The sequence below is a fragment of the Streptosporangium sp. NPDC002607 genome (assembly GCF_053592655.1).
This window is the reverse complement of sequence record NZ_JBSFWD010000058.1, coordinates 28,799-48,594: the sequence shown is the minus strand read 5'-3', so window position 1 is coordinate 48,594 and position 19,796 is coordinate 28,799. Positions and strand designations below refer to the sequence as shown.

The window sequence follows — 19,796 nt, the reverse complement described above, 5'->3', positions numbered from 1 at the left end:
TGCGAGGTGTAGGCCGGGTCCACGTGTACCAGAGCGACACCGGCACGGGCCGCCTTGTAGGCGATGAACCGGCCGAGCTGGTGGAAGCTCCATGAGTGCAGCGTGACCCGCTGGGGCTTGCGGAGCCGTACCCGGTCACGGATACCCCGGAGATCTTCCAGGGCGATGCCTTGCCCGGTGCGTGCAGCCTCGGTCACGATCTGCTTGGCGATGGTGTGGTCGGTGTTCGCGGCGAACCGGGCCTCGGCCCGGCGGCGCCGCCTCAGCAGCCGTTTCGCGGACTTGGTCTGCTTGGCCTGCAGGCGGCGGCGCAACTCGCGGTGGCGGTGACGGACCGCGTTCAGGCCCTTGCCGCTGTGGCGAACCCCGCCACTGGTGGTCGCGAGGTTGACGATCCCCAGGTCCACCCCCAGGAATCCGTCCGGGGCGGCGACCGGCCGGTCGGGAACGTCGCAGGTGGCGATGAGGAACCACATGCCATCGCGGTACAGAAGGTCCGATTCGCCCTTGCGGTAGGCGGCCAACGTCGTGAGCTGATCGGCCGAGGCGCTGAACGCCACGCTCCTCATCCGCCCGCGCGTGGTCCAGATGCTCACTGTGCGCGCGTCCACCTGCCAGGACAGACAGCGGTCGTCGAACGGCTGGGCCGCGCCGGGGCGAAAGACGATCGGCGTGGCCAAGGCACGCTCGCGCCGCGCGGAGCCGGGCCTGCCCACCTGGCCGTTGCGGACATTGGCGTGCAGCGTGGCGTAGGCGTCGGTGACCTTCTTGATGACATGCTGCGCGGCCTGAGCCGCCAGCCCGTATCTGTCCTTGATCTGCCCGTAGACGTGCTTACGCAGGTGGTAATTGCGAAATACCCGCTGGTCGTGGGCGAGCGCCGCCACCCAGGTGGCCGCGTCGTTGACCGCGCGCAGGGTCGCCTCCAGCGCCGCCGCCTGCTCAGGCGTCGGCAGGAGTCTCACCTGCACCACCAGCTTCACATCGCCCAAAATATCGTTTGGTCCATGTCACCGCGGTGGGAACCCGACTTTGACATCCGCCGGGGCCGAACCGTTGTCCACCCGCTGCACGCGCATTTGGTCCTCACCCCCAGGTACCGGCGCGGGGTCTTCACCGACGAACTACTGCGCCGCTGCGAAGACATCATGATCGAGGTGTGCGACAGCCTCGGCGCCCGGCTCGTCGAGTTCAACGGCGAGCACGACCAGGTCCACCTACTCGTCTGCCACCCGCCCAAGGTCGCCCCCTCGACCCTGGTCAATTCCCTCAAGGCCGTCTCGGCCCGCCTGCTGCGCAAGGACTACCCCGCTCACATCCGCGAGTACCCGTGGGACGGCCGTTTCCGGTCGCCGTCCCACTTCGCCGCCTCCTGTGGCGGCGCACCCTTGAGCATCATCAAGGAGTACATCAAAACCAGAAACGCCCGGACTAACGACCAGACGTTCACAACCCCAGGACCGGGAAGCGATTCCTCCCGGGCATGAACGCCCGGGGCTCCTCGCCAGATCACGCTGAAGATCCGAACTCGCGGCAGACCCTCAGGCCGGGTATCGGGTCGAGGCCAATGTGGCCGATCTCGTGAGCGGGTGCGGTCACCGGGCGGCCTGGAGGGGGGCGAAGGCCGGAAACTCCTCATCCGTTCGGGGCCGTGGCCTTCACCGCGGACAGTAGGAGGTCGATGCCGAAGGAGTAGTAGGCGTCAAGGTCAGGGGGAGTGGAGAGGGTGGCGGCGAAGGCGGCCAGGTGGGGGTAACGACCGGGAGGCAGGCGTTCCAGGTCGAGGCGATGTTGCCGCCTGAGCTCCGTGGCCTCCTCCTCGTTGCTTCCCACGCCGCCGGGCTGGCAGGACACCATCGCCGCGGCCCCCAGGAGCAGGTAGGTGGCCACCTGGTCGGCTTCCTGGAGCGTGAACCCGGCCTCGGTAAGCAGCCCGATCGCGGTGTCAGTGGCCCGACGGTATTCCTCGGCCGCACTCTTGTCGATCATCGGCAGCAGGGTGGACAGGTATGGGTGCGCGCGAGTCTGCTCCACCAGCGCAGTGATCATCGCGCGCAGGCGCTGGCTCCAGGGACGGTTCGGGTCCACATCGGCGACGAGCGCCGCGAGCAGGTGGTCGGCGAGCGCGGAGAGCAGCTCGTCCTTGTTCTTGACATGCCAGTACAGCGCCGTCGGCGTGACGCCGAGCTCGGCGGCGAGCCGACGGATGGTTACCGCCTGAAGCCCGTCGGTGTCGGCGAGCTTCAACGCCTGCTCAATGACGGCCTGGCGGGTCAGTTTCTCGGGAGCCACTTGACAACTATACGCGGCACAGGATCTCCTAAGCAACGTACATGTACAACGTTCATGAACGATGTACAGGGCAGGTCGGTAGCTGATTAGGCGACCGTTTCCGCTGGGAGGCACGCATCGCGGTCATCCCGGCAAGACCAGATCCACAAGGGGGCACCAGACATGAGACACGACGAGAGGGCCGAACCCACGCGCCTGCACCGCTTGGACCACTGGCTGTATCGCGGCGGTCGGCCCAACCGCCTGGCGCGGGCGATCAACCGGGTCTGGGCCACCGTGTTCGCGGCCGGGGTGCTGCAGCCGGACCGGATGGTGACCCTGCAGGTGCCGGGCCGACGTACCGGCCGCGTCATCTCCTTCCCGCTGGTCGTCGCGGACCACCAGGGCGAGCGCTACCTGGTGGCGATGCTCGGCCAGAACACCAACTGGGTGCACAACGTCCGCGCGGCCGAAGGGCGGGCGGTGCTGCGGCACGGCCGCAGCGAGGCGGTGCGCCTGGACGAAGTCGATCCCGGAGCCCGTGCACCCATCCTGCGCCGCTACCTGGCCCGCTCGCCGGGAGGCCGCACCCACATCCCGGTGGACCCGCAGGCACCGCTGGAGGAGTTCGAGCAGATCGCCGCGCAGTACCCGGTCTTCCGCATCACGCCCGACCGGTCGGCGTCCCCGCCCGGTTCTGGCCGATAGCCCTGCCCCATCCCGCGCGCCCCCCATGCCGCACCGGAGCCCAGGACCGACCCGGCATGTGGTGCGTGAGCCTCGTAGGGGGAGGAGGCGCCCCGACCCGGTGGCACCCGAGGTTGAGGCGCACCGAGGATTCCCCCGCGTGCGCGGCACTCGCTGTCCAGGTCTTCCACGTTCAGGGTGAGGATCTCCTTCGCGCGCGGCGGTTTCGTAGGTCATCCGCCAGAGCACTCGCTCGCGCAGGCCGTGCGCGTCATCTGGTCGGCTCCGTGACGATCGCGTCGGAATCCGGCATACGGCCAACCTGGCTTGACTTAAACCTTGGTTTAACAACGAGCCTGGTTCTGCCGGGGCGTCCGAAGGACGCCGCATATCCCTTGTGACCAGCGGAGAAACTGTCGTGCCCGAAGATCCCCTCCAGCTTGCAGTGAACGAGACCGTAGCTCAGTGGATCAAGCGGAACGCTCGCCCACTGGCCACGCTGGATCCCCAGGCCCCCCTCGACGACCTGGGGCCGCTGCGGGACATGGCCGCCGGGGCCGCCATCGTGGCTGTGGGCGCTTCGACACGCCAGGCCCATGAACTGTCGGCCATCACCCACCGGATCCTGCGTTCCCTGGTCGAGGAACAGGGATTCCGCTCCCTTGCTCTCGAAGGTGACGACCCGGCACGTGTCGGGCTGGATGCGTACGTACGGACCGGACGCGGCGATCCGCGGGCGCTGCTGGCACGGGCGCGGCCGTTCTGGCGGACGGAAGAAATCCTCGGTGTCGTCTCATGGATGCGCGCTCACAACGAGCGGCACCCGCACGACCACGTCCGTTTCGCCAGGCTGCCCGAGCCTGCCAGACCGGCTCCGCCGACCCGCGAGAACCTGGAAGAGCGCCTGGCCGATGATGTGATCTGGTGGCACGAACGCTCAGGACACAAGATCGTCTATTGGGGCGGTATCGCCCACACGATCAACTCTCCCGGCCATCTGGGTGGCCACCTGCGTGCGCGCTTCGGGCCCGGCTACCTGTCCATCGGCCTGACCTTCACCTGCGGCGCGCTGCCCCAATCGGTACCCAGCCCGCCGGCGGACTTCGCCGAGACGCCGTTGAGCGCCGCCGGCCTGGACGCGTTCCTGCTCGACCTGCGCACGCCCGGCCCTGAACCGGTACGCGCCTGGCTGCAGGCCCCGGCCAGAACCCGGCTGATCGGCCCCGCCCAAGACCCCACAGAACACCTGTCCGGCGGAACGTTCGGCGGCTGGTTCGACCTCGTCGCACATCACCGGCGGGTGACCCCCGTTCACCTCATCTCCATCTGACAAAGCAGGAGGCGCCATGAACACTCTCCACGGCAAGACCGCCCTCGTCACCGGCGCGAGCAGGGGAATCGGCCGGGCCATCGCCCTGCGCCTGGCCCGCGACGGCGCCCGCGTCGCCGTCCACTACGGCGGCAACGGGCAAGCCGCCAAGGAAACGGTCACCGCGATCGAGGCGGCAGGCGGGCAGGCCTTCACCTTGCAGGCCGAACTGGGCACGCCCGGCGACGCCGCACACCTCTGGGCCGCCTTCGACGCGCGCGCCGACGGACTGGACATCCTGGTCAACAACGCGGGCATCCTCAACGACGAGCCCGGCATCGAGCACGTGACCAGGCAGCAGTTCGAGCGGATCTTCGCCGTCAACACCACCGCCCCGTTCTTCGTCACCAAGCTCGCGCTGCCGCGGCTGCACGACGGCGGCCGGATCATCAACATCTCCACGATGCTGACCCGCGGCTCGGCCATGCCCCAGTCCATCGGCTACGCCATGTCCAAGGGCGCGCTCGATGTGCTCACCTCGACGCTCGCCAAGCAACTCGGACCGCGCGCGATCACCGTCAACACCGTGGCGCCCGGCGTCATCGACACCGACATGCACCAGGGCAGGCTCGTCGGGGACGCGCTGGCCTGGCTGTCGTCGCTGTCGCCCATGGGCCGCGTGGGCACCCCCGGGGACGTCGCCGACGCAGTGGCCTTCCTGGCCTCCGACGACAGCCGCTGGGTGACCGGGCACTGGCTGGACGCCTCAGGAGGAACCCTGCTGTGACGGGTCACGACGGGACCGCCCCACCCATGTGAACGCCCAGACGGCCCTCGTACCGCCGGCGAGTAGTGCTCCGTGGTCCACGTGATGACAGCATTGGTCGAAACGGTCAAACACCAGGCCTGGTCGGCCTGGTCGCCCAGCTGCGGCTTGGTGATGGCGCTCTGGTGGGTGTAGTGCAGCAGGCCATCGGCGCCGGCCGCCTCCCACCGGGCACTGATCCAAGCGTCATCCGGGACGTCAGAGCAGCAGGCGCACCGCGGCGAGCAGGGTGAGCCCCAGCGTGATGCGTTCGAAGAGTGTCCGGTCGATCCGGCCGATCACGGCACGCCCGGCCGCGGCCCCGGCCAGCACCGCGGGGGTGCCCAGTGCGGCGAACAGGAGGGTGGCCGGGGTGATCAGGCCGAGCGCGACGCTGAACGGCACCTTGAAGGCGTTGATCGTCAGGAAGAACCACGCGCTGGTCCCCAGGAAACCCAGCATCGGCAGGCCCGCCGCCAGGAGATAGACGGCCATGATGGGCCCCGCGGCGTTGGCCGTCATGGTGGCGAAGCCGGCCAGGACGCCCGCCAGGGCCGCCACGGGGCGGTGGTGGGCGAGGGAGTCCTCCTGCGCCCGGCGCCGGTTCCACAGGTGCACGACGACGATCACCACCAGGATCACGCCGATCAGCCGTCTCATCTGCGCGTCGTCGACCCAGCGCACCACGAACGCGCCGGCGACCACGCCCAGGGCGACCCACGGAAAGAGCCTGATCAGCCTGGGCCAGTCGGCATGGCGGCGGTAGGAGAACACCGCGACCACGTCGCCGACGAGCAGTAGCGGCAGCAGCATGCCCGTGGACTGCCTGGTCGGCAGCACGAGCGCGAACAGGGCGATCGCCACCGTCCCCGCTCCGGAGACGCCGGTCTTGGAGAAGCCCACAAGGAACAGGGCGGCCAGCAGCACCACCCACTGGACGGCGTCAAGGGAGAGCATCGGCCTCGCCGGAAACAGGGCACGAAGGGGGCGTACCGGATGTGAGAGGTCAGAGGCGACGGTACATGATGCGCAGGCCGACGGAGTCTTCGGCCGGCACCCCGTCTGGATGCCCGGTACTGGTCACGCAAGCCTTTCGGTCGCGTCCGCCGGGTGGGCCGCGGCCTCCGCTCGACCCGGGGGGAAGTGGCTGTCGACTTCCGGCCGTCCGTCCGAATCTGGCGGTCTCGACTGTCAGTGGTGGCCGCAACGCTCTGAGCTGATTGTCGTTCAGAGGGGGGCCCGATGGCGTTCCGGGCCGTGCACGCCGGCCCCACGCACACAGCACCCCAGGAGAGACCCGTTATCGTGCGTTGCGTATCCCGAGAATGTAGGTCGCGGTAAGCGCAACGGCACGGTCTTCGTCATGTGACAGATCTGCGAGGGCACGTGATGCTGTGATTCCCGGGATATCCGCGAGCGCCTGTGTCAGCCGTCGACGTGCAGACGATTCACCGGTGCCGTGGGCGAGGCGATCAACGAGCCTGATGGCGATCTGATCCGCCAACGCGGGACGACTCGCCAGCGCGCTCAGTGCATCGGCTGCATCGACGTCATTCGTCCCCTCGACGACCATATCGATGAGCGTCGGGACCGCGTCGGCTACTCCACGTGCCCCGAGCGCCAGAGCCGCATACCTGCGGACCACGATGTCGGGGTTCGCGAGGGCGTCCTGCAGCAGTGCGGTCGCCTCACCGTGCGGAATCTCGACGATGGACTGGACGGCACGTTTCCGCACCTCGGCCACCGGTGAGCCGAGGCCCTCCGCCAGCAGCGCCAAGCCGTCATCGCCCGACCGCGCCAACGCCCATCGAAGGGCTCCGGCGACGTTCGGGTCCGTCTCGCTCAGCGCTGCCTCGACCAGCGCTTCCACGGGCATCGGCGCCTCGTCGACCGAGGACAAGGCCGCGCGCTGGCGCTTCCCGGCGCTCTTTGACCCCAGCGCCTGCAGGAGTGCGACGATCTGGAGGACGTCCTCCCAGCCGGCGGGTTCTACGGCGTCGATCCGGCGCAGGCGCGTGAGCAACTCCGTTTCAGCCGCAATGCGTTCTCGCGTCTGGCGGATGAGGTCGTCGACGAGCTCCGAGGGCGTGAAGCCGGGATCATCGAGCGCGCGCCCGACTTCACGAAGCGACAACCCCAAGGACCGCAGGCTCTCGATATGAAAGATCCGCCGAACGTCCTCGCTGGAGTACTCCCGATAGCCTGCGCCGCTACGACCCGTTGGCCGCACCAGGCCGAGCGAGTCGTAATGCCTGAGCATGCGGGCGCTGACCCCGGACCGTCGTGCCACATCACCGATCAACACGGCCCATCACCCCTCCTTGCTGGTCCCGCCGAGGGCCACCACGCGCTTGGCCTCCTCGATCGCGAACTCGAATCCGGCATCCGGGTCGCCCAACAGCCGTTCCGTGGCGATCGCGTGCGCGCGCACGCGCGGGTCGAGATCCGTCATCGCAACGCTCAGCGTGGGCACAATCACCTCACCGAGCGCCACCAGCGCCCGGCTGAGGCTCAGCTGCGTCTCACGTTCGCCGCGCCCGAGCTGTGCCGACAACACTGCGGCCAACTCGGGCTCTTCACCTTCGGGCACGAGCACGACCGCTGCCCGCCAAGCGCTCCGCGCCACCTCATCGTCGGCGTCGGACAGAAGCGCCCGTGTGATCGCCGGCCACGCTTGCCGATCCCCGATCTTGGACAGCGTGTGCAACGCCTGACTTCGTGCCTGCGCACGCTCCGAGCGGAGTTCCCTGAGAAGCTCTGGGACCGTCATTGATGCTGAGTGGCGGGTGAGTGCCCATGTAAGCATGTCGCGCACGTAGAAGTCGGGTTCGATCGCGCATCGTTCGATGAGCTTGTCGATGAACCGCGGGTCAGGGGTCGTGCCGACCGCTAGCGCCGCCCGCAGCCGCACTGGCGAGCGGCTGTCCTCCAGCCCCTGGAAAGCTCGAATCGTATCCGTGTCCTGTTTCTGCATGGTCATCGGGACCACCTCCTTGGCAACAGTGAAGACCTTGTCACCGTGTCAAGGTCAAGCGGGGTCACGCCGCGAGATCATCAGGCACCCTCTGTCCATCGAGTTCGGTGCTTGTCAAGGCAGCCGAGACATGCGTGACGTTATGAGGCATGTTCACGTGTACGCCGACATCACGCAACGTCACGAATCACGAGTTGTGACACAGGCACTCAGCCTTCGGCGTCCTCCCCGCCCCCCGGCACAGTCGATCACCGCATCTACAAGATCGTTTGCTTTGACCGTACAGTGCATGGCGCGGTGCGCGGCCTCCGATCAGGGGCGGCGGCCCGCAAGGACGCAGAACTCGTTCCCCTCCGGGTCGGCGAGTACGACCCAGCTCTCATCGCCTTGGCCGACGTCGGCGTGTCGAGCACCTAGGTCGAGCAGGCGACGGACCTCTTCGTCTTGCTCCCTGTCGGTTGGGTTGACGTCGAGGTGGAGCCTGTTCTTGACGGTCTTGCCCTCGGGCACGCGCGCGAATGTCAACGTCGGTGGCACTGGGCCAAGGTGGTTCTTGCCTTCAGGCACCATAGGGGAGCCAATTGTGACAATTCCATCGTCTTCTTCTTGCACCTCGTAGCCAAGGACCGAGCACCAGAACCGGGCGAGACCGTTGGGATCGGCACAGTCGATCGCAAGGTCGGTGAACTTACTGGTCATGTCAGGACCTCCCGGTCAAGTAGCGGGTCCGCCAAAGGCCACACGCTAATCGCAGTGTTCGACAGCGAGGTAGGCCGCGCGTGGTGTGCGTTTCGGATGGCTACGAGCACAGCCGTACGGCCCGTGCGCTCGCCCCGCACAGAGCCTATGAGCACACGTGGTGAATTCCCGCAGGCGTATCGGGCTCCACGGGCGGGCACAGGTGAAAGTTTCAGTCGCCACCGGGCACAGGGGCGCTGGACCGCGTCTCGCCGGCGCCTGGTAGCCGCAGGTGGAAAGGGATGCGGCGGGCGCCGGAACCTCTTTGAGCACCGAGGCCACGGCATCCCCGATGGCTCCGGGAGGGGATTTTCGGTATGTGATGAAGGTTCTGAAAGCGCTTTCCAAACCCGTATCCGCTCAACCACAAGGGGAGAGCATGTCCCGATCATCACCACCGCCCCCGCGCCGCCTGCGCGTGATCTGCTCGGCGGCCGCGCTCGCGCTCGCCACGAGCCTGGCTCCGGTCCTGGTCGCCCAGGCCGCGGCGGCCGGCTGCCGCGTCGACTACTCGGTGTCCACCCAGTGGTCGGGAGGCTTCACCGGCAACGTGGCGCTCACCAACCTCGGTGACCCGGTCAACGGCTGGACCCTGAACTGGAGTTTCGCCGCCGGGCAGCAGGTGACCCAGGCCTGGAACTCCACCGTCACCCAGAACGGCACCCAGGTGAGCGCCACCGACGCCGGCTACAACGCCGCGATCGCCACCGGCGCCACCGTCTCCTTTGGTTTCAACGCCTCCTGGAACAACTCCGCCAACCCGGCGCCGGCGGTGTTCACGCTCAACGGCGTCGCCTGCACCGGCTCGACCGGCCCGACCCCGACCCCGACGGTCACCCCGACTCCCACGCCCACTCCCACTCCCACGCCCACTCCCACGGTGACCCCCACGGTGACCCCCACTCCGTCCGCCGGCGCCCGGCAGGTCGAGGACCTCGACCGCGGGCTGATCAGCGCCCGCTCCGGCAGCGGCAACTTCGTCGCCTGGCGCCTGCTGGGCACCGACCCGGCGGACGTGGCCTTCAACCTCTACCGGGGCTCGACCAAGGTGAACGCCTCGCCCATCACCGCCTCCACCAACTACTTCGACTCCGGCGCCGCGGCCGACGCCTCCTACACCGTGCGGGCGGTGGCCGGCGGCACCGAGCAGGCCGCCTCCGAATCCTCCCTGCGCTTTTCCGGTGGCAACTACCTCGACGTGGCGATCCAGCCCCCCTCCGGCGGGACCACACCCGACGGCGTCGCCTACACCTACGCCGCCAACGACGCCAGCGTGGGCGACCTCGACGGCGACGGCCGCCACGAGGTGATCCTCAAGTGGGAGCCCACCAACGCCAAGGACAACTCCCAGTCCGGCTACACCGGCAACGTCTACATCGACGCCTACCGGCTGGGAGGCGGACGGATGTGGCGCATCAACCTCGGGCGCAACATCCGCGCGGGCGCGCACTACACGCAGTTCCAGGTCTACGACTACGACGGTGACGGCCGGGCCGAGGTCGCGATGAAGACCGCCGACGGCACGGTGGACGGCACCGGCACCGTGATCGGCAGCTCCTCCGCCGACTACCGCAACTCCTCCGGATACATCCTGTCCGGCCCCGAGTACCTGACCATGTTCAACGGGCAGAACGGCGCGGCGCTGTCCACGGTCAACTACGACCCGCCCCGCGGCACGGTCTCGGCCTGGGGTGACTCCTACGGCAACCGGGTCGACCGGTTCCTGGCCGGGACCGCCTACCTGGACGGCACCCGGCCGAGCCTGATCATGGCCCGCGGCTACTACACCCGTACCGTCGTGGTGGCCTGGGACTTCCGTAACGGCTCGCTGACCCAGCGCTGGAAGTTCGACTCCAACAGCGCGGGATCGGCCTACACCGGGCAGGGCAACCACCAGCTCTCGGTCGCCGACGTCGACGCCGACGGCAAGGATGAGATCGTCTACGGGGCGATGACCCTCAACGACAACGGCACGGTCCTGTGGAACACCGGCCTCGGCCACGGGGACGCGTTGCACGTCGGCGATCTCAACCCGGCAAGGAGCGGCCTGGAGGTGTTCAAGGTCGACGAGGATGCCTCCAAGCCCAGCTCGTGGATGGCCGACGCCCGCACCGGGCAGATCCTGTGGCAGACCGGCTCGGCCGGCGACAACGGCCGGGGCGTGTCGGCCGACATCTGGTCCGGCAGCGCCGGAGCCGAGTCGTGGTCGGCCTCCGGCGGGGACGGCATCTTCAACACCTCCGGCCAGATCGTGGGCCGCAAACCCTCCTCGACGAACTTCCTGGCCTGGTGGGACGCCGACCCGGTACGGGAGCTGCTGGACGCCACCAAGATCGACAAGTATGGCACGAGCGGTGAGACCCGCCTGCTGACCGCCGGCGGGGTGCACTCCAACAACGGCACCAAGGCCACCCCGGCACTCTCGGGTGACCTGCTGGGCGACTGGCGCGAGGAGGTCATCTGGGCCACCTCCGACAACACCGCGCTGCGGATCTACACCACCACCGCCGTCACCGACCGGCGGATCCACACCCTGATGCACGACACCCAGTACCGGACCGCGATCGCCTGGCAGAACACCGCCTACAACCAGCCGCCGCATCCGAGCTTCTTCATCGGCTCGGGCATGTCGGCCCCGCCCAGGCCCAACGTCTACGTGCGCTGAGGGAAGGGCTCAAAGGAGCGGGACCAGATCGGGGCCGACGACGTGCCCCTGATGGAGGTCGGGTTCGTTCTGGTCGTGCCGGAAGTGCCCGGCGTACCAGACGACGACGTTGGTGGCGCTGACGCTCTCGCCGTTGACGAAGCGGTTCAGCATCGCCCGGTTGTCGGAGCCGGGGTTGCCGTCGTAGAGCTCGGCCGGGTGGTGGCGCAGGAACCACAGGTCGGCGACACCGTAGGGGTCTGCGGTGTTGTCGTGCTCACCGGGGTGTATCCGCCACCCCCGGCCGCTGGTCTTGTCGGTGACCTGCCAGAACAGTGCGGGAGGACGCCTTCTTCTGGCGACCTCCCGCACGATCGTCACCGGCTGGGGCACGGTCGAGCCGGTGTCGTCGAACTGCTCGATCACGTCGTTGGCCGAGCCCTCCACGTCGAAGTCGAAACGCCAGTAGACGTGGTGGCGGTGGCGCATGCAGGTGCGCGGGTTGCGCACCCCGGCGAAGCCGAAGCGCGGCCTGATCGTGCCCTCGTCGCTCAGGCGCCACTCCGAGGCGTAGCGGTACCAGCCGGCCGCCAGCTCGCTGACGATGCGCAGCTCACCGCCCGTGTGGTGGAAGGCCACGCCCTGGAAGTTGCCGGCGTCGTTGTCGCCCCGCTCCAGGATGGTGCGCGGAGGCTCCGAGCAGATCCGCCACCCCCAGCCCACCGGGTCGGTGCCGGTGGCGGAGAAACGGGTCTCCTGGTTCTGCCAGTCGCGGTAGGTGACGCCGTCCTCCTCGTACTGGACGTTGAGGATCGGCACGTGCGCCTGGCGCAGCACGAGCCTGCCCCGGTAGCGCACCTGCCTCAGCTCGACCCCGGAGCCGTCGCCGGGGTTGGCCGGCGAGGAGGCCCGGGGCCGCACCACGACCATGCTCCACAGCTCGGTGCCGCCGTCGACGACGCGCAGCCGCACCTGGTCGGGGCCACCCTGGTCGCGCAGGCTCTCCACCCCCACCGGCAGGTGCGACTCACAGTCGCCGGGGTGCATCGCGACACTGACACCGGCGGGGGACCAGTCGACGTCGCCGGTGGCGATGTCCACGGCCACGATGCGGTGCCTGGTCTCCCCCGAGGGGTGGTAGATGCCCAGGGTGGGACGGCGGGTGGTGGTGCCGTCGGGGTTGTCCAGATCGGCCAGGGGCGGCATGGGCTGGTAGATCAGCACGTCGTCTCCGGCGGGGAAGCGCTCCTCGGCCCGCAGGATCGCCGCCGCGGCCCGCAGCTCCTCGGGGCGCGGGTTGGGCCGGTAGGCGCTGGGCAGCACCTGCGCCCCCTCGGGCCGGTCCAGAGTGCCGCGCAGCTCGACCCCCCGGTTGGAGACCGGATCGAACACCGCTGCCCGAAACGAGGCGTTCTCATCTGGATCGTGGCCGAGCGCCACCGCCGGGCCCACGATCAGCCCTGCGGCGTCGGCGACCCGCAGGTGCTCGCGCACGTCGGGGTGCGCCGCGGCCACCTCGCGCACCCGCTCGGCGGCAAGCTCCGCCCGGCCGACCGCCTCGATGATCACCTGTACGGTCATGCCGGCCTCCCCGTCGTGACGTTCACCGGCCGTCCCACCTCCGGCATACGGCGCCTCCCCGTCATACCGTCCCGATGCGGCGCTGGGAAGACCCAAGATCGCGGAAACCGTCCGCGCCGCCGGGGAGCATGGACCCCGGCCCGGCAACGGCCCTGCGCCCGCACGGTGTGCTCCAGGCGCCGGTGGCGGAGCTGTTCGTCAACTGGCGGGCGAGTGTGGACTTCGACCGGCTCAAGGCGATCGACAATCCACCGGCGGCCAGACCGCCGACACCGCTCCTCCACGGCGGCGACGACAGCACGGTGCCGGTGCGGCGCTCCGGTTCGGCCGGCCGCTGCGCTATGAGGAGTTCCCGGGCGCCGAACACACCGGCTCCTGGAACACCGACCGCACCCGCGTCCTCGACTGACCGGCCCTCGCGAGGAGACGGCCCGCACAGGTCACCGCGAGTGACCTCGGCCGGTCGGCGGCAGGTTGTTGGCCGTCCTCAGCCACGGTCGAGCCGGATGGCGATGTCGAGGACCTGGCGGTTGGCGGGAAAGGCGCCGTAGTTGTAGTTGACGGCGCCGGTGAGCAGGTTGATGCCGTAGAACCCGTAGCGGCCGGCGACCTTCAGCGCGGCGAAGGCACTGTTGGAGACGGTGACTCCGTCGCGCAGCGAGCTGTAGACGTCGAAACCCGCCGCGCCGCTCGCGGCCACCCGCAGGCTGCCGGTCTGCACCAGGGTGCCCGCTCCCGCGGGCGACTGCAGGCTCACCTGGCCGGTGGTGGTGTTCACGCCGAAGAGCGTCGTGGCGGTGTCCGGGCTGAGGTCGTTGTTGGTGTATCCGGCACCCGACACACCGGTCGCGACCGTTCCCACCACGGCAGGCGGGACGGGCGGGAGGGTCAGCGTACGGTCGGCCACGGTCTGCCCGGCGGCCGGGCCGCCCGTGGGGTCGTCGAGGTTGTGCCGCAGGTTCTGCCCGGTGTCGCTGATCACACGCAGCCGGTTGGCCGCGGGACTGAAGTCGACGCCGAAGTGGTAGCCCCTCAGCGCCACGGTCAGCTGGGAGACCTTGACCGCCTTGGCCGGGCCGCTGAGCGTGTAGACGCCGCCCCGGTCTCCGACGCCGTACAGCCTGCCGTTCTGCACGCGGTAGTCGATGCCCACCAGCCGGGTGTCGCCGTCGAGCCCGCGGATCCTGCCCAGATCACGCGTGCGGCCGGGGGAGCGGATCGCAAAGCCCACCAGACGCTGGTCGCCGGTCAGCCCTATGACGTCGATGCCGGGCCGCCCGGCGGCCGGCGGGGCCGCGGCGCCGGCTGTCGCCACCGTGCCCAGCACCATCATCAGGGCGGTGAGTGTCCTTCGCATGTGCCTCTCCTTCGCAGCCGGGTGCCGTGAGCCCCGGACTTCGGCGGCAAAGCCGTTACGGATCGGAGAGACTCCATCACACACGGTGCCCGTCTGGCCCGCGAAGAGGGGAGGAGACACCGGCGTGTCCGCGATTCACCTCGCCCGCCCGTGTACCGGCCCCGGCGAAACCAGCGAAACCTCGCATCCGGCGGTCTCGGTACATGAGGCGGGCGGGGGCGAATCCGAAACCAGCTGCCCGGGGCAGCCGTCGCCGGGTGAGCCCGGCTTGGAGCCGAAGGTCGGCTGCGGCACAATACCCGCCATGAACACCCCTCCGGCGTCCCCCACTCCCGGCAGCGTGCTGGAGGCCGTGCTCGAACGCATCACCTATGCCAACGAGGAGAGCGGCTACACCATCGCCAGGGTGGCCGTCGATCGCTCCAGCGACCTGCTGACCGTGGTCGGGCCGCTGCTGGGAGCCCAGCCCGGCGAGTCACTGCGGCTGACCGGGCGCTGGACCTCCCACCCCAAGTACGGCAAGCAGTTCGAGGTGTGGTCCTACACCACCGTGCTGCCCGCCACCGTGCAGGGCATCCGGCGCTACCTGGGCTCCGGGCTGATCAAGGGCATCGGGCCGAGGATGGCCGAGCGGATCGTCGAGCACTTCGGCGTCGAGACCCTGGAGGTCATCGAGACCACCCCCGAGCGGCTGGTCGAGGTCCCCGGCCTCGGCCCCAAGCGGACCAAGATGATCGGTGTCGCCTGGGCGGAACAGAAGATCATCAAAGAGGTGATGATCTTCCTGCAGGGGGTCGGCGTGTCCACCTCGATCGCGGTCCGGATCTTCAAGCAGTACGGCGACAACTCCATCACCGTCGTCAAAAGCGAGCCCTACCGGCTGGCCGACGACGTGTGGGGCATCGGTTTCAAGACCGCCGACACCATCGCCCAGGCCGTGGGCATCCCTCATGACAGTCCCGAGCGCGTCAAGGCGGGCCTGCGCTACACCCTTTCCCAGGCCGCCGACGACGGCCACTGCTACCTTCCGGCGCCCAACCTCGTCGCCGACGCGGTGAAGATCCTGGAGGTCGCCGCCGAGCTGACCACGCGCTGCCTGCAGGAGCTCATCGCCGAAGAAGGCGTGGTCGCCGAGGAGATCCCGGTCGGCGACGGCACCGTCCCCGCGGTCTACCTGGTGCCCTTCCATCGCGCCGAGCTGTCCCTGGCGGGTGCCCTGCGCACCCTGCTGACCTGCGAGCACGACCGGCTGGGGGTCTTCGGCTCCGTCGACTGGGACGTCGCGCTCAAATGGCTGCGCACCCAGACCGGTGCCGACCTCGCCGAAGAACAGGCCCACTCGGTGCGGCTGGCGCTGACGCAGAAGGTCGCGGTGCTGACCGGAGGCCCGGGCTGCGGCAAGAGCTTCACCGTGCGCTCCATCGTCACCCTGGCCCGGGCCAAGAAGGCCAAGGTGATCCTGGCCGCGCCCACCGGCAGGGCGGCCAAGCGCCTGGCGGAGCTGACCGGCCACGAGGCCACCACCGTGCACCGGCTGCTGCAGCTACGCCCCGGCGGGGATGCCACCTTCGATCGTGACAACCCCCTGGACGCCGACCTGGTCGTGGTCGACGAGGCCTCGATGCTGGACCTGCTGCTGGCCAACAAGCTGGTCAAGGCCATCGCCCCGGGCACGCACCTGCTTTTCGTGGGCGACGTCGACCAGCTGCCCTCGGTCGGCGCCGGCGAGGTGTTGCGCGATCTGCTGGCCGCCGAGAAGGAGATCCCCCGGGTACGGCTGACCCACATCTTCCGCCAGGCCCAGGAGTCCGGTGTCGTCGTCAACGCCCACCGGGTCAACACCGGCCTGCACCCGGCGCTGGAGGGCATGAGCGACTTCTTCCTGTTCCCGTGCGAGGAACCCGAGGAGATCGCGGCGCTGACCGTGGACGTGGTCACCAACCGCATCCCGCGCAGATTCGGCCTCAACCCACGCCGCGACGTGCAGGTGCTGGCCCCGATGCACCGGGGCGCGGCCGGGGCGGGCAACCTCAACCACGTGCTGCAGGAGGCGCTGACCCCCTCGCGCGAGGGCATGCCCGAGCGCCGCTACGGCGGGCGGGTCTTCCGGGTCGGCGACAAGGTCACCCAGCTGCGCAACAACTACGAAAAGGGCGCCGCCGGGGTGTTCAACGGCACCGTGGGCCTGGTCGTCGACATCAAGCCCGACGAGCACAAGCTGACCGTGCTGACCGACGAGGACGAGAACGTCGAGTACGCCTTCGACGAACTGGACGAGCTGGCCCACGCCTACGCGGTGTCGATCCACCGCTCCCAGGGCAGCGAGTACCCGGCGGTGGTGATCCCGCTGGCCACCAGCGCGTGGATGATGCTCCAGCGCAACCTGATCTACACCGCGATCACCCGGGCCAAGAAGCTCGTCGTCATCGTCGGCTCCCGCCGCGCGCTGGCCCAGGCGGTGCGCACCCGCGGCGCCGGGCGCCGCCACACCAGCCTCACCCACCGCCTGCGCCGGTCCTAGGGGGCGGTTTCCGCCAGGCCGGTGACGCCCAGCAAGCGGGCCAGGGCCTCCTGCCCGGCGGCGGTGACGGCCAGGGCGCGTCCCGAGCCGATCCGGCTGACCCAGCCGCGCTCCAGCGCGGTCGCGCAGAGCACGGCCCCGGCGGTGCCGGCCAGGTGGTGGCGGCGCTCGGTCCAGTCCAGGCAGGGCCGGGCCAGCAGGCGGCGCCCGCCGACCGGCAGGCAGACCTCCAGCTCGGTGGCGAACCATGACAGCCCGGCGTCGCTGAGCGCGAAACCGGCGTCCTGGCGCAGCAGGCGGCGCGCGACGAGCGCGTCGGTGATCATCACTCCGAGCCGCCCGGCCAGGTGGTCGTAGCAGGTGCGGGCGGCCGCCAGCGCCCGGGTGGCGCTCGCGGCGCGCAGCGTGGCCGGCCGCGCACCGGCATCGGCGCCGGCGTGGGCGGCCAGGTCCTCGATGAGCTGGGCCACGCCCGGCCCGGCCAGACGCACGTACCGGTGGCGTCCCTGCCGCTCCTCGGTCAGCAAACCGCCGCCGATGAGCTGTGACAGGTGCTCGCTGGCGGTCGAGGCCGCCACGCCGGCGTGGGCGGCCAGCTCTCCGGCGCTCCAGGCGCGCCCGTCCAGCAGCGCCAGGCAGAACCTGGCGCGCGTGCCGTCGGCGAGCAGGGCGGCCAGCGCGGCGAGCGGGACCGGGGGAGTGAGAGTCATGTGCCCATCATCGGCCCGGGACGCTTCGGCGCCGGCCGAAGCCTCCCTCTTTCCGGCTCCGGGCCCCGCCGTGGCCAGGCCGCCCACACCTGACTCCCGGTCGGGATTTTTCCTACTTTAGGAAGAGACCGAAACGTTACCAAACCGGTCGCAACCATGCACAGTCACCATGCATCTCCTATTAGTGTTTTTAAGGGCAGTTTGCTGTAGTGGGGGAGAGAAATTGTGCTGACCGTGGAACGCCACAGGACGCCACTGGCCGCTCTGGCCCTGGCGACCGCGGCGGTGCTGGCCACCGCCTGCTCTACCGGGGCGGACACGAAGGCTCCCGTAGCCGGGCCGGGCGCCGAGGCGCCCAGTACCCCGGCCGCGCCGGAGATAAGGATCAGCCCCGCCGAGGGCAGCAAGACCGTGCGCCCGAACAGGAAGGTCGTCGTCAGCGCCTCCAGCGGCGCGCTGGAGGAGGTCACCGTCGAAACCGGCGGCCAGGTGCTGGAGGGCGACTTCGACGCCGAGCGCACCAAGTGGATCTCCACCACCCCCATGGTTCCCGCCAGCGACTACACCGTCTCGGCGCGCGCGGTGGACGGCACGACCGCCAGCAGTTCCTTCCGGACGCTCAAGCCCGAGCGTGAACTCGAGGTCGCGGACGTGACCCCGGCGATCAAGGGGGAGAAGGTCGGCGTGGGGGCGCCGATCATCGTCACCTTCAACCAGCAGATCGCCAACAAGGCCGGGGTGGAAAAGGCCCTGAAGGTCACCTCGGAGAAACCCTCCCAGGGAGCCTGGCGCTGGATCAACGACACGACCGTGATCTACCGCACCGCGAAATTCTGGCAGCCCCACCAGAAGGTGACCTTCACCGCCCGCCTCAAGGGCGTCCAGGGCGGCAAGGACATGTACGGCGTCAAGGACATGACCAAGGTCATCCACATCGGCGCGGCCCAGATCGCCACGGTCGACACCCGCAAGCACAAGATGATCGTCAAGCGTGACGGCAAGGTCGTGCAGACCATGCTGATCAGCGCGGGCAACGCCAGCACCCGCGAGTACACCACCACCAGCGGCATCCACCTGGCGATGGGCAAGGCCAACCCCGAACGCATGATCTCCCCCGGCCGCAAGAAGGGCGATCCCGGCTACTACGACCTGATGATCAACCACGCGGTCCGCTTCTCCAACAGCGGCGAGTACGTGCACGCGCTGAACAACGTCTGGGCCCAGGGACGCCGAAACGTCAGCCACGGCTGCATCAACTCCCGCCCCGACCAGGCCAAGTGGTACTACGACCAGGTCCAGCGCGGCGACGTGATCACCATCACGGGCACCGACCGCGAGATGGAGTGGAACAACGGCTGGGGCTTCTGGCAGATGCCGTACACGCAGTGGAAGAAGGGCAGCGCCCTGGCCTGACCTCGCGGACTGACCCCGCACCGGCGCCACCACGTACCCCGGATACGACGGTGGCGCCGGCGGCCGATGAGAACTCCAGCAAAGGAACAGGTTTGCGACTCCACCGGCAGGTCCTCATCTTCGACGCCGACGACACGCTCTGGGAGAACAACGTACTTTTCGAGCGCGTCGTCGAGGACTTTCTCGACTGGCTGGCGCATCCGACCCTGGAACGGGCCCGGATCCGCGCCGTCCTCGACGACATCCAGGCCGCCAACGCCGTCACCCACGGCTACGGCAGCACGATGTTCCTGCGCAGCCTCGGCGAATGCTTCGAACGACTGCGCGAGCGGCCGGCGACCGCGCAGGAACGCCGCCACATCGACGAGCTGGCACTGACCCTCCTGCAGCGCCGCGTGGAACTCGTCCCCGGCGTCGCCGAGACACTCACCGCCCTGGGCGAGCGGCACGAGCTGCTGCTGCTCACCAAGGGCGCCCTGGACGAACAGCGGCGCAAGCTGGAGGCCTCACAGCTGGCCCACCACTTCCGCGACGTGCACATCGTGGCGGAAAAGGACGTCACCACCTACCGGTGGCTCACCCGCGAGCACGCGCTGGCACCCGCGACGACCTGGATGATCGGCAACTCCCCGAAGTCCGACATCCTCCCCGCCCGGCAGGCGGGCATGAACGCCGTCTTCATCCCCAACGACCACACCTGGGCGCTGGAGCAGAGCGAGCTGGACCCCGGCGACGAGCGGGTACTGCGACTGAGCAGATTTCCCGACCTGCTCGATCACTTCTGAT

At 69.2% G+C, this 19,796-nt stretch carries 18 protein-coding genes; 8 read left to right on the top strand and 10 right to left on the bottom strand.

Annotated elements, in window-relative coordinates; translation table 11 throughout:
• A partial coding sequence (locus ACWD3H_RS40120; protein ID WP_451958743.1) for an RNA-guided endonuclease TnpB family protein occupies positions 1-983 on the bottom strand: 983 nt, incomplete at its 3' end.
• 24 nt (positions 984-1,007) lie between these two features.
• Here ACWD3H_RS40120 and tnpA point away from each other — a divergent pair.
• On the top strand, positions 1,008-1,487 hold the full coding sequence (tnpA, locus tag ACWD3H_RS40115; protein WP_451958742.1) for an IS200/IS605 family transposase: 480 nt from the start codon (positions 1,008-1,010) through the stop codon (positions 1,485-1,487).
• Between the two features lie 148 nt (positions 1,488-1,635).
• On the opposite strand, the gene ACWD3H_RS40110 is transcribed toward tnpA, so the two are convergent.
• On the bottom strand, positions 1,636-2,292 hold the full coding sequence (locus tag ACWD3H_RS40110; protein ID WP_355558429.1) for a TetR/AcrR family transcriptional regulator: 657 nt from the start codon (positions 2,290-2,292) through the stop codon (positions 1,636-1,638).
• 162 nt (positions 2,293-2,454) lie between these two features.
• Here ACWD3H_RS40110 and ACWD3H_RS40105 point away from each other — a divergent pair, with 162 nt between their 5' ends.
• The 3 genes from ACWD3H_RS40105 to ACWD3H_RS40095 all read left to right on the top strand — a co-directional run bounded on the left by ACWD3H_RS40105 (position 2,455) and on the right by ACWD3H_RS40095 (position 5,054).
• Positions 2,455-2,979: a nitroreductase/quinone reductase family protein gene (locus ACWD3H_RS40105; RefSeq protein WP_355558427.1), complete on the top strand. Its 525-nt coding sequence runs from the start codon at positions 2,455-2,457 to the stop codon at positions 2,977-2,979.
• 424 nt (positions 2,980-3,403) lie between these two features.
• Complete coding sequence (locus ACWD3H_RS40100; RefSeq protein WP_355558424.1) at positions 3,404-4,288, top strand: erythromycin esterase family protein; 885 nt, start codon at positions 3,404-3,406, stop codon at positions 4,286-4,288.
• A 16-nt stretch (positions 4,289-4,304) separates the two neighbouring features.
• Positions 4,305-5,054, top strand: a complete 750-nt coding sequence (locus ACWD3H_RS40095; RefSeq protein WP_451958741.1) for an SDR family oxidoreductase — start codon at positions 4,305-4,307, stop codon at positions 5,052-5,054.
• Between the two features lie 237 nt (positions 5,055-5,291).
• Here the strand turns inward: ACWD3H_RS40095 and ACWD3H_RS40090 are convergent, their stop codons facing one another.
• The 4 genes from ACWD3H_RS40090 to ACWD3H_RS40075 form a co-directional block, all read right to left on the bottom strand.
• A complete protein-coding gene (locus tag ACWD3H_RS40090) occupies positions 5,292-6,029 on the bottom strand; it encodes a sulfite exporter TauE/SafE family protein (protein WP_355558419.1) in 738 nt (245 codons plus the stop codon).
• Positions 6,030-6,372: 343 nt separating this feature from the next.
• On the bottom strand, positions 6,373-7,377 hold the full coding sequence (locus tag ACWD3H_RS40085) for a HEAT repeat domain-containing protein (RefSeq protein WP_451958740.1): 1,005 nt from the start codon (positions 7,375-7,377) through the stop codon (positions 6,373-6,375).
• Positions 7,378-7,383: 6 nt separating this feature from the next.
• Positions 7,384-8,052, bottom strand: a complete 669-nt coding sequence (locus ACWD3H_RS40080; RefSeq protein ID WP_451958739.1) for a HEAT repeat domain-containing protein — start codon at positions 8,050-8,052, stop codon at positions 7,384-7,386.
• A 306-nt stretch (positions 8,053-8,358) separates the two neighbouring features.
• Positions 8,359-8,745, bottom strand: coding sequence for a VOC family protein (locus ACWD3H_RS40075; protein ID WP_355558413.1), 387 nt, complete (start codon positions 8,743-8,745; stop codon positions 8,359-8,361).
• 418 nt (positions 8,746-9,163) lie between these two features.
• On the opposite strand from ACWD3H_RS40075, the gene ACWD3H_RS40070 reads away from it, so the two are divergent.
• A complete protein-coding gene (locus ACWD3H_RS40070; RefSeq protein WP_451958738.1) occupies positions 9,164-11,449 on the top strand; it encodes a rhamnogalacturonan lyase family protein in 2,286 nt (761 codons plus the stop codon).
• 9 nt (positions 11,450-11,458) lie between these two features.
• Here the strand turns inward: ACWD3H_RS40070 and ACWD3H_RS40065 are convergent, their stop codons facing one another.
• From ACWD3H_RS40065 to ACWD3H_RS40055, 3 genes are all read right to left on the bottom strand, one after another.
• The gene (locus tag ACWD3H_RS40065) at positions 11,459-13,009 is read right to left on the bottom strand and encodes a hypothetical protein (RefSeq protein WP_451958737.1); all 1,551 of its coding nucleotides are present in this window, start codon (positions 13,007-13,009) and stop codon (positions 11,459-11,461) included.
• Positions 13,010-13,070: 61 nt separating this feature from the next.
• Entirely contained in the window at positions 13,071-13,376 is a 306-nt protein-coding gene (locus ACWD3H_RS40060; RefSeq protein WP_451958736.1) for a hypothetical protein, read from the bottom strand.
• Positions 13,377-13,496: 120 nt separating this feature from the next.
• On the bottom strand, positions 13,497-14,366 hold the full coding sequence (locus tag ACWD3H_RS40055; RefSeq protein ID WP_451958735.1) for a DUF4394 domain-containing protein: 870 nt from the start codon (positions 14,364-14,366) through the stop codon (positions 13,497-13,499).
• 304 nt (positions 14,367-14,670) lie between these two features.
• On the opposite strand from ACWD3H_RS40055, the gene recD2 reads away from it, so the two are divergent.
• Positions 14,671-16,887: an SF1B family DNA helicase RecD2 gene (gene recD2 / locus ACWD3H_RS40050; RefSeq protein WP_451958734.1), complete on the top strand. Its 2,217-nt coding sequence runs from the start codon at positions 14,671-14,673 to the stop codon at positions 16,885-16,887.
• Here recD2 and ACWD3H_RS40045 read toward each other — a convergent pair.
• Positions 16,884-17,597, bottom strand: coding sequence for an ArsR/SmtB family transcription factor (locus tag ACWD3H_RS40045; protein ID WP_451958733.1), 714 nt, complete (start codon positions 17,595-17,597; stop codon positions 16,884-16,886). The genes recD2 and ACWD3H_RS40045 overlap by 4 nt on opposite strands.
• A gap of 225 nt (positions 17,598-17,822) precedes the next feature.
• On the opposite strand from ACWD3H_RS40045, the gene ACWD3H_RS40040 reads away from it, so the two are divergent.
• Both ACWD3H_RS40040 and ACWD3H_RS40035 read left to right on the top strand, forming a co-directional pair.
• A complete protein-coding gene (locus tag ACWD3H_RS40040; protein ID WP_451958732.1) occupies positions 17,823-19,010 on the top strand; it encodes an Ig-like domain-containing protein in 1,188 nt (395 codons plus the stop codon).
• Positions 19,011-19,102: 92 nt separating this feature from the next.
• The gene (locus tag ACWD3H_RS40035; RefSeq protein WP_355558390.1) at positions 19,103-19,795 is read left to right on the top strand and encodes an HAD family hydrolase; all 693 of its coding nucleotides are present in this window, start codon (positions 19,103-19,105) and stop codon (positions 19,793-19,795) included.
• Position 19,796: the final 1 nt, after the last annotated feature.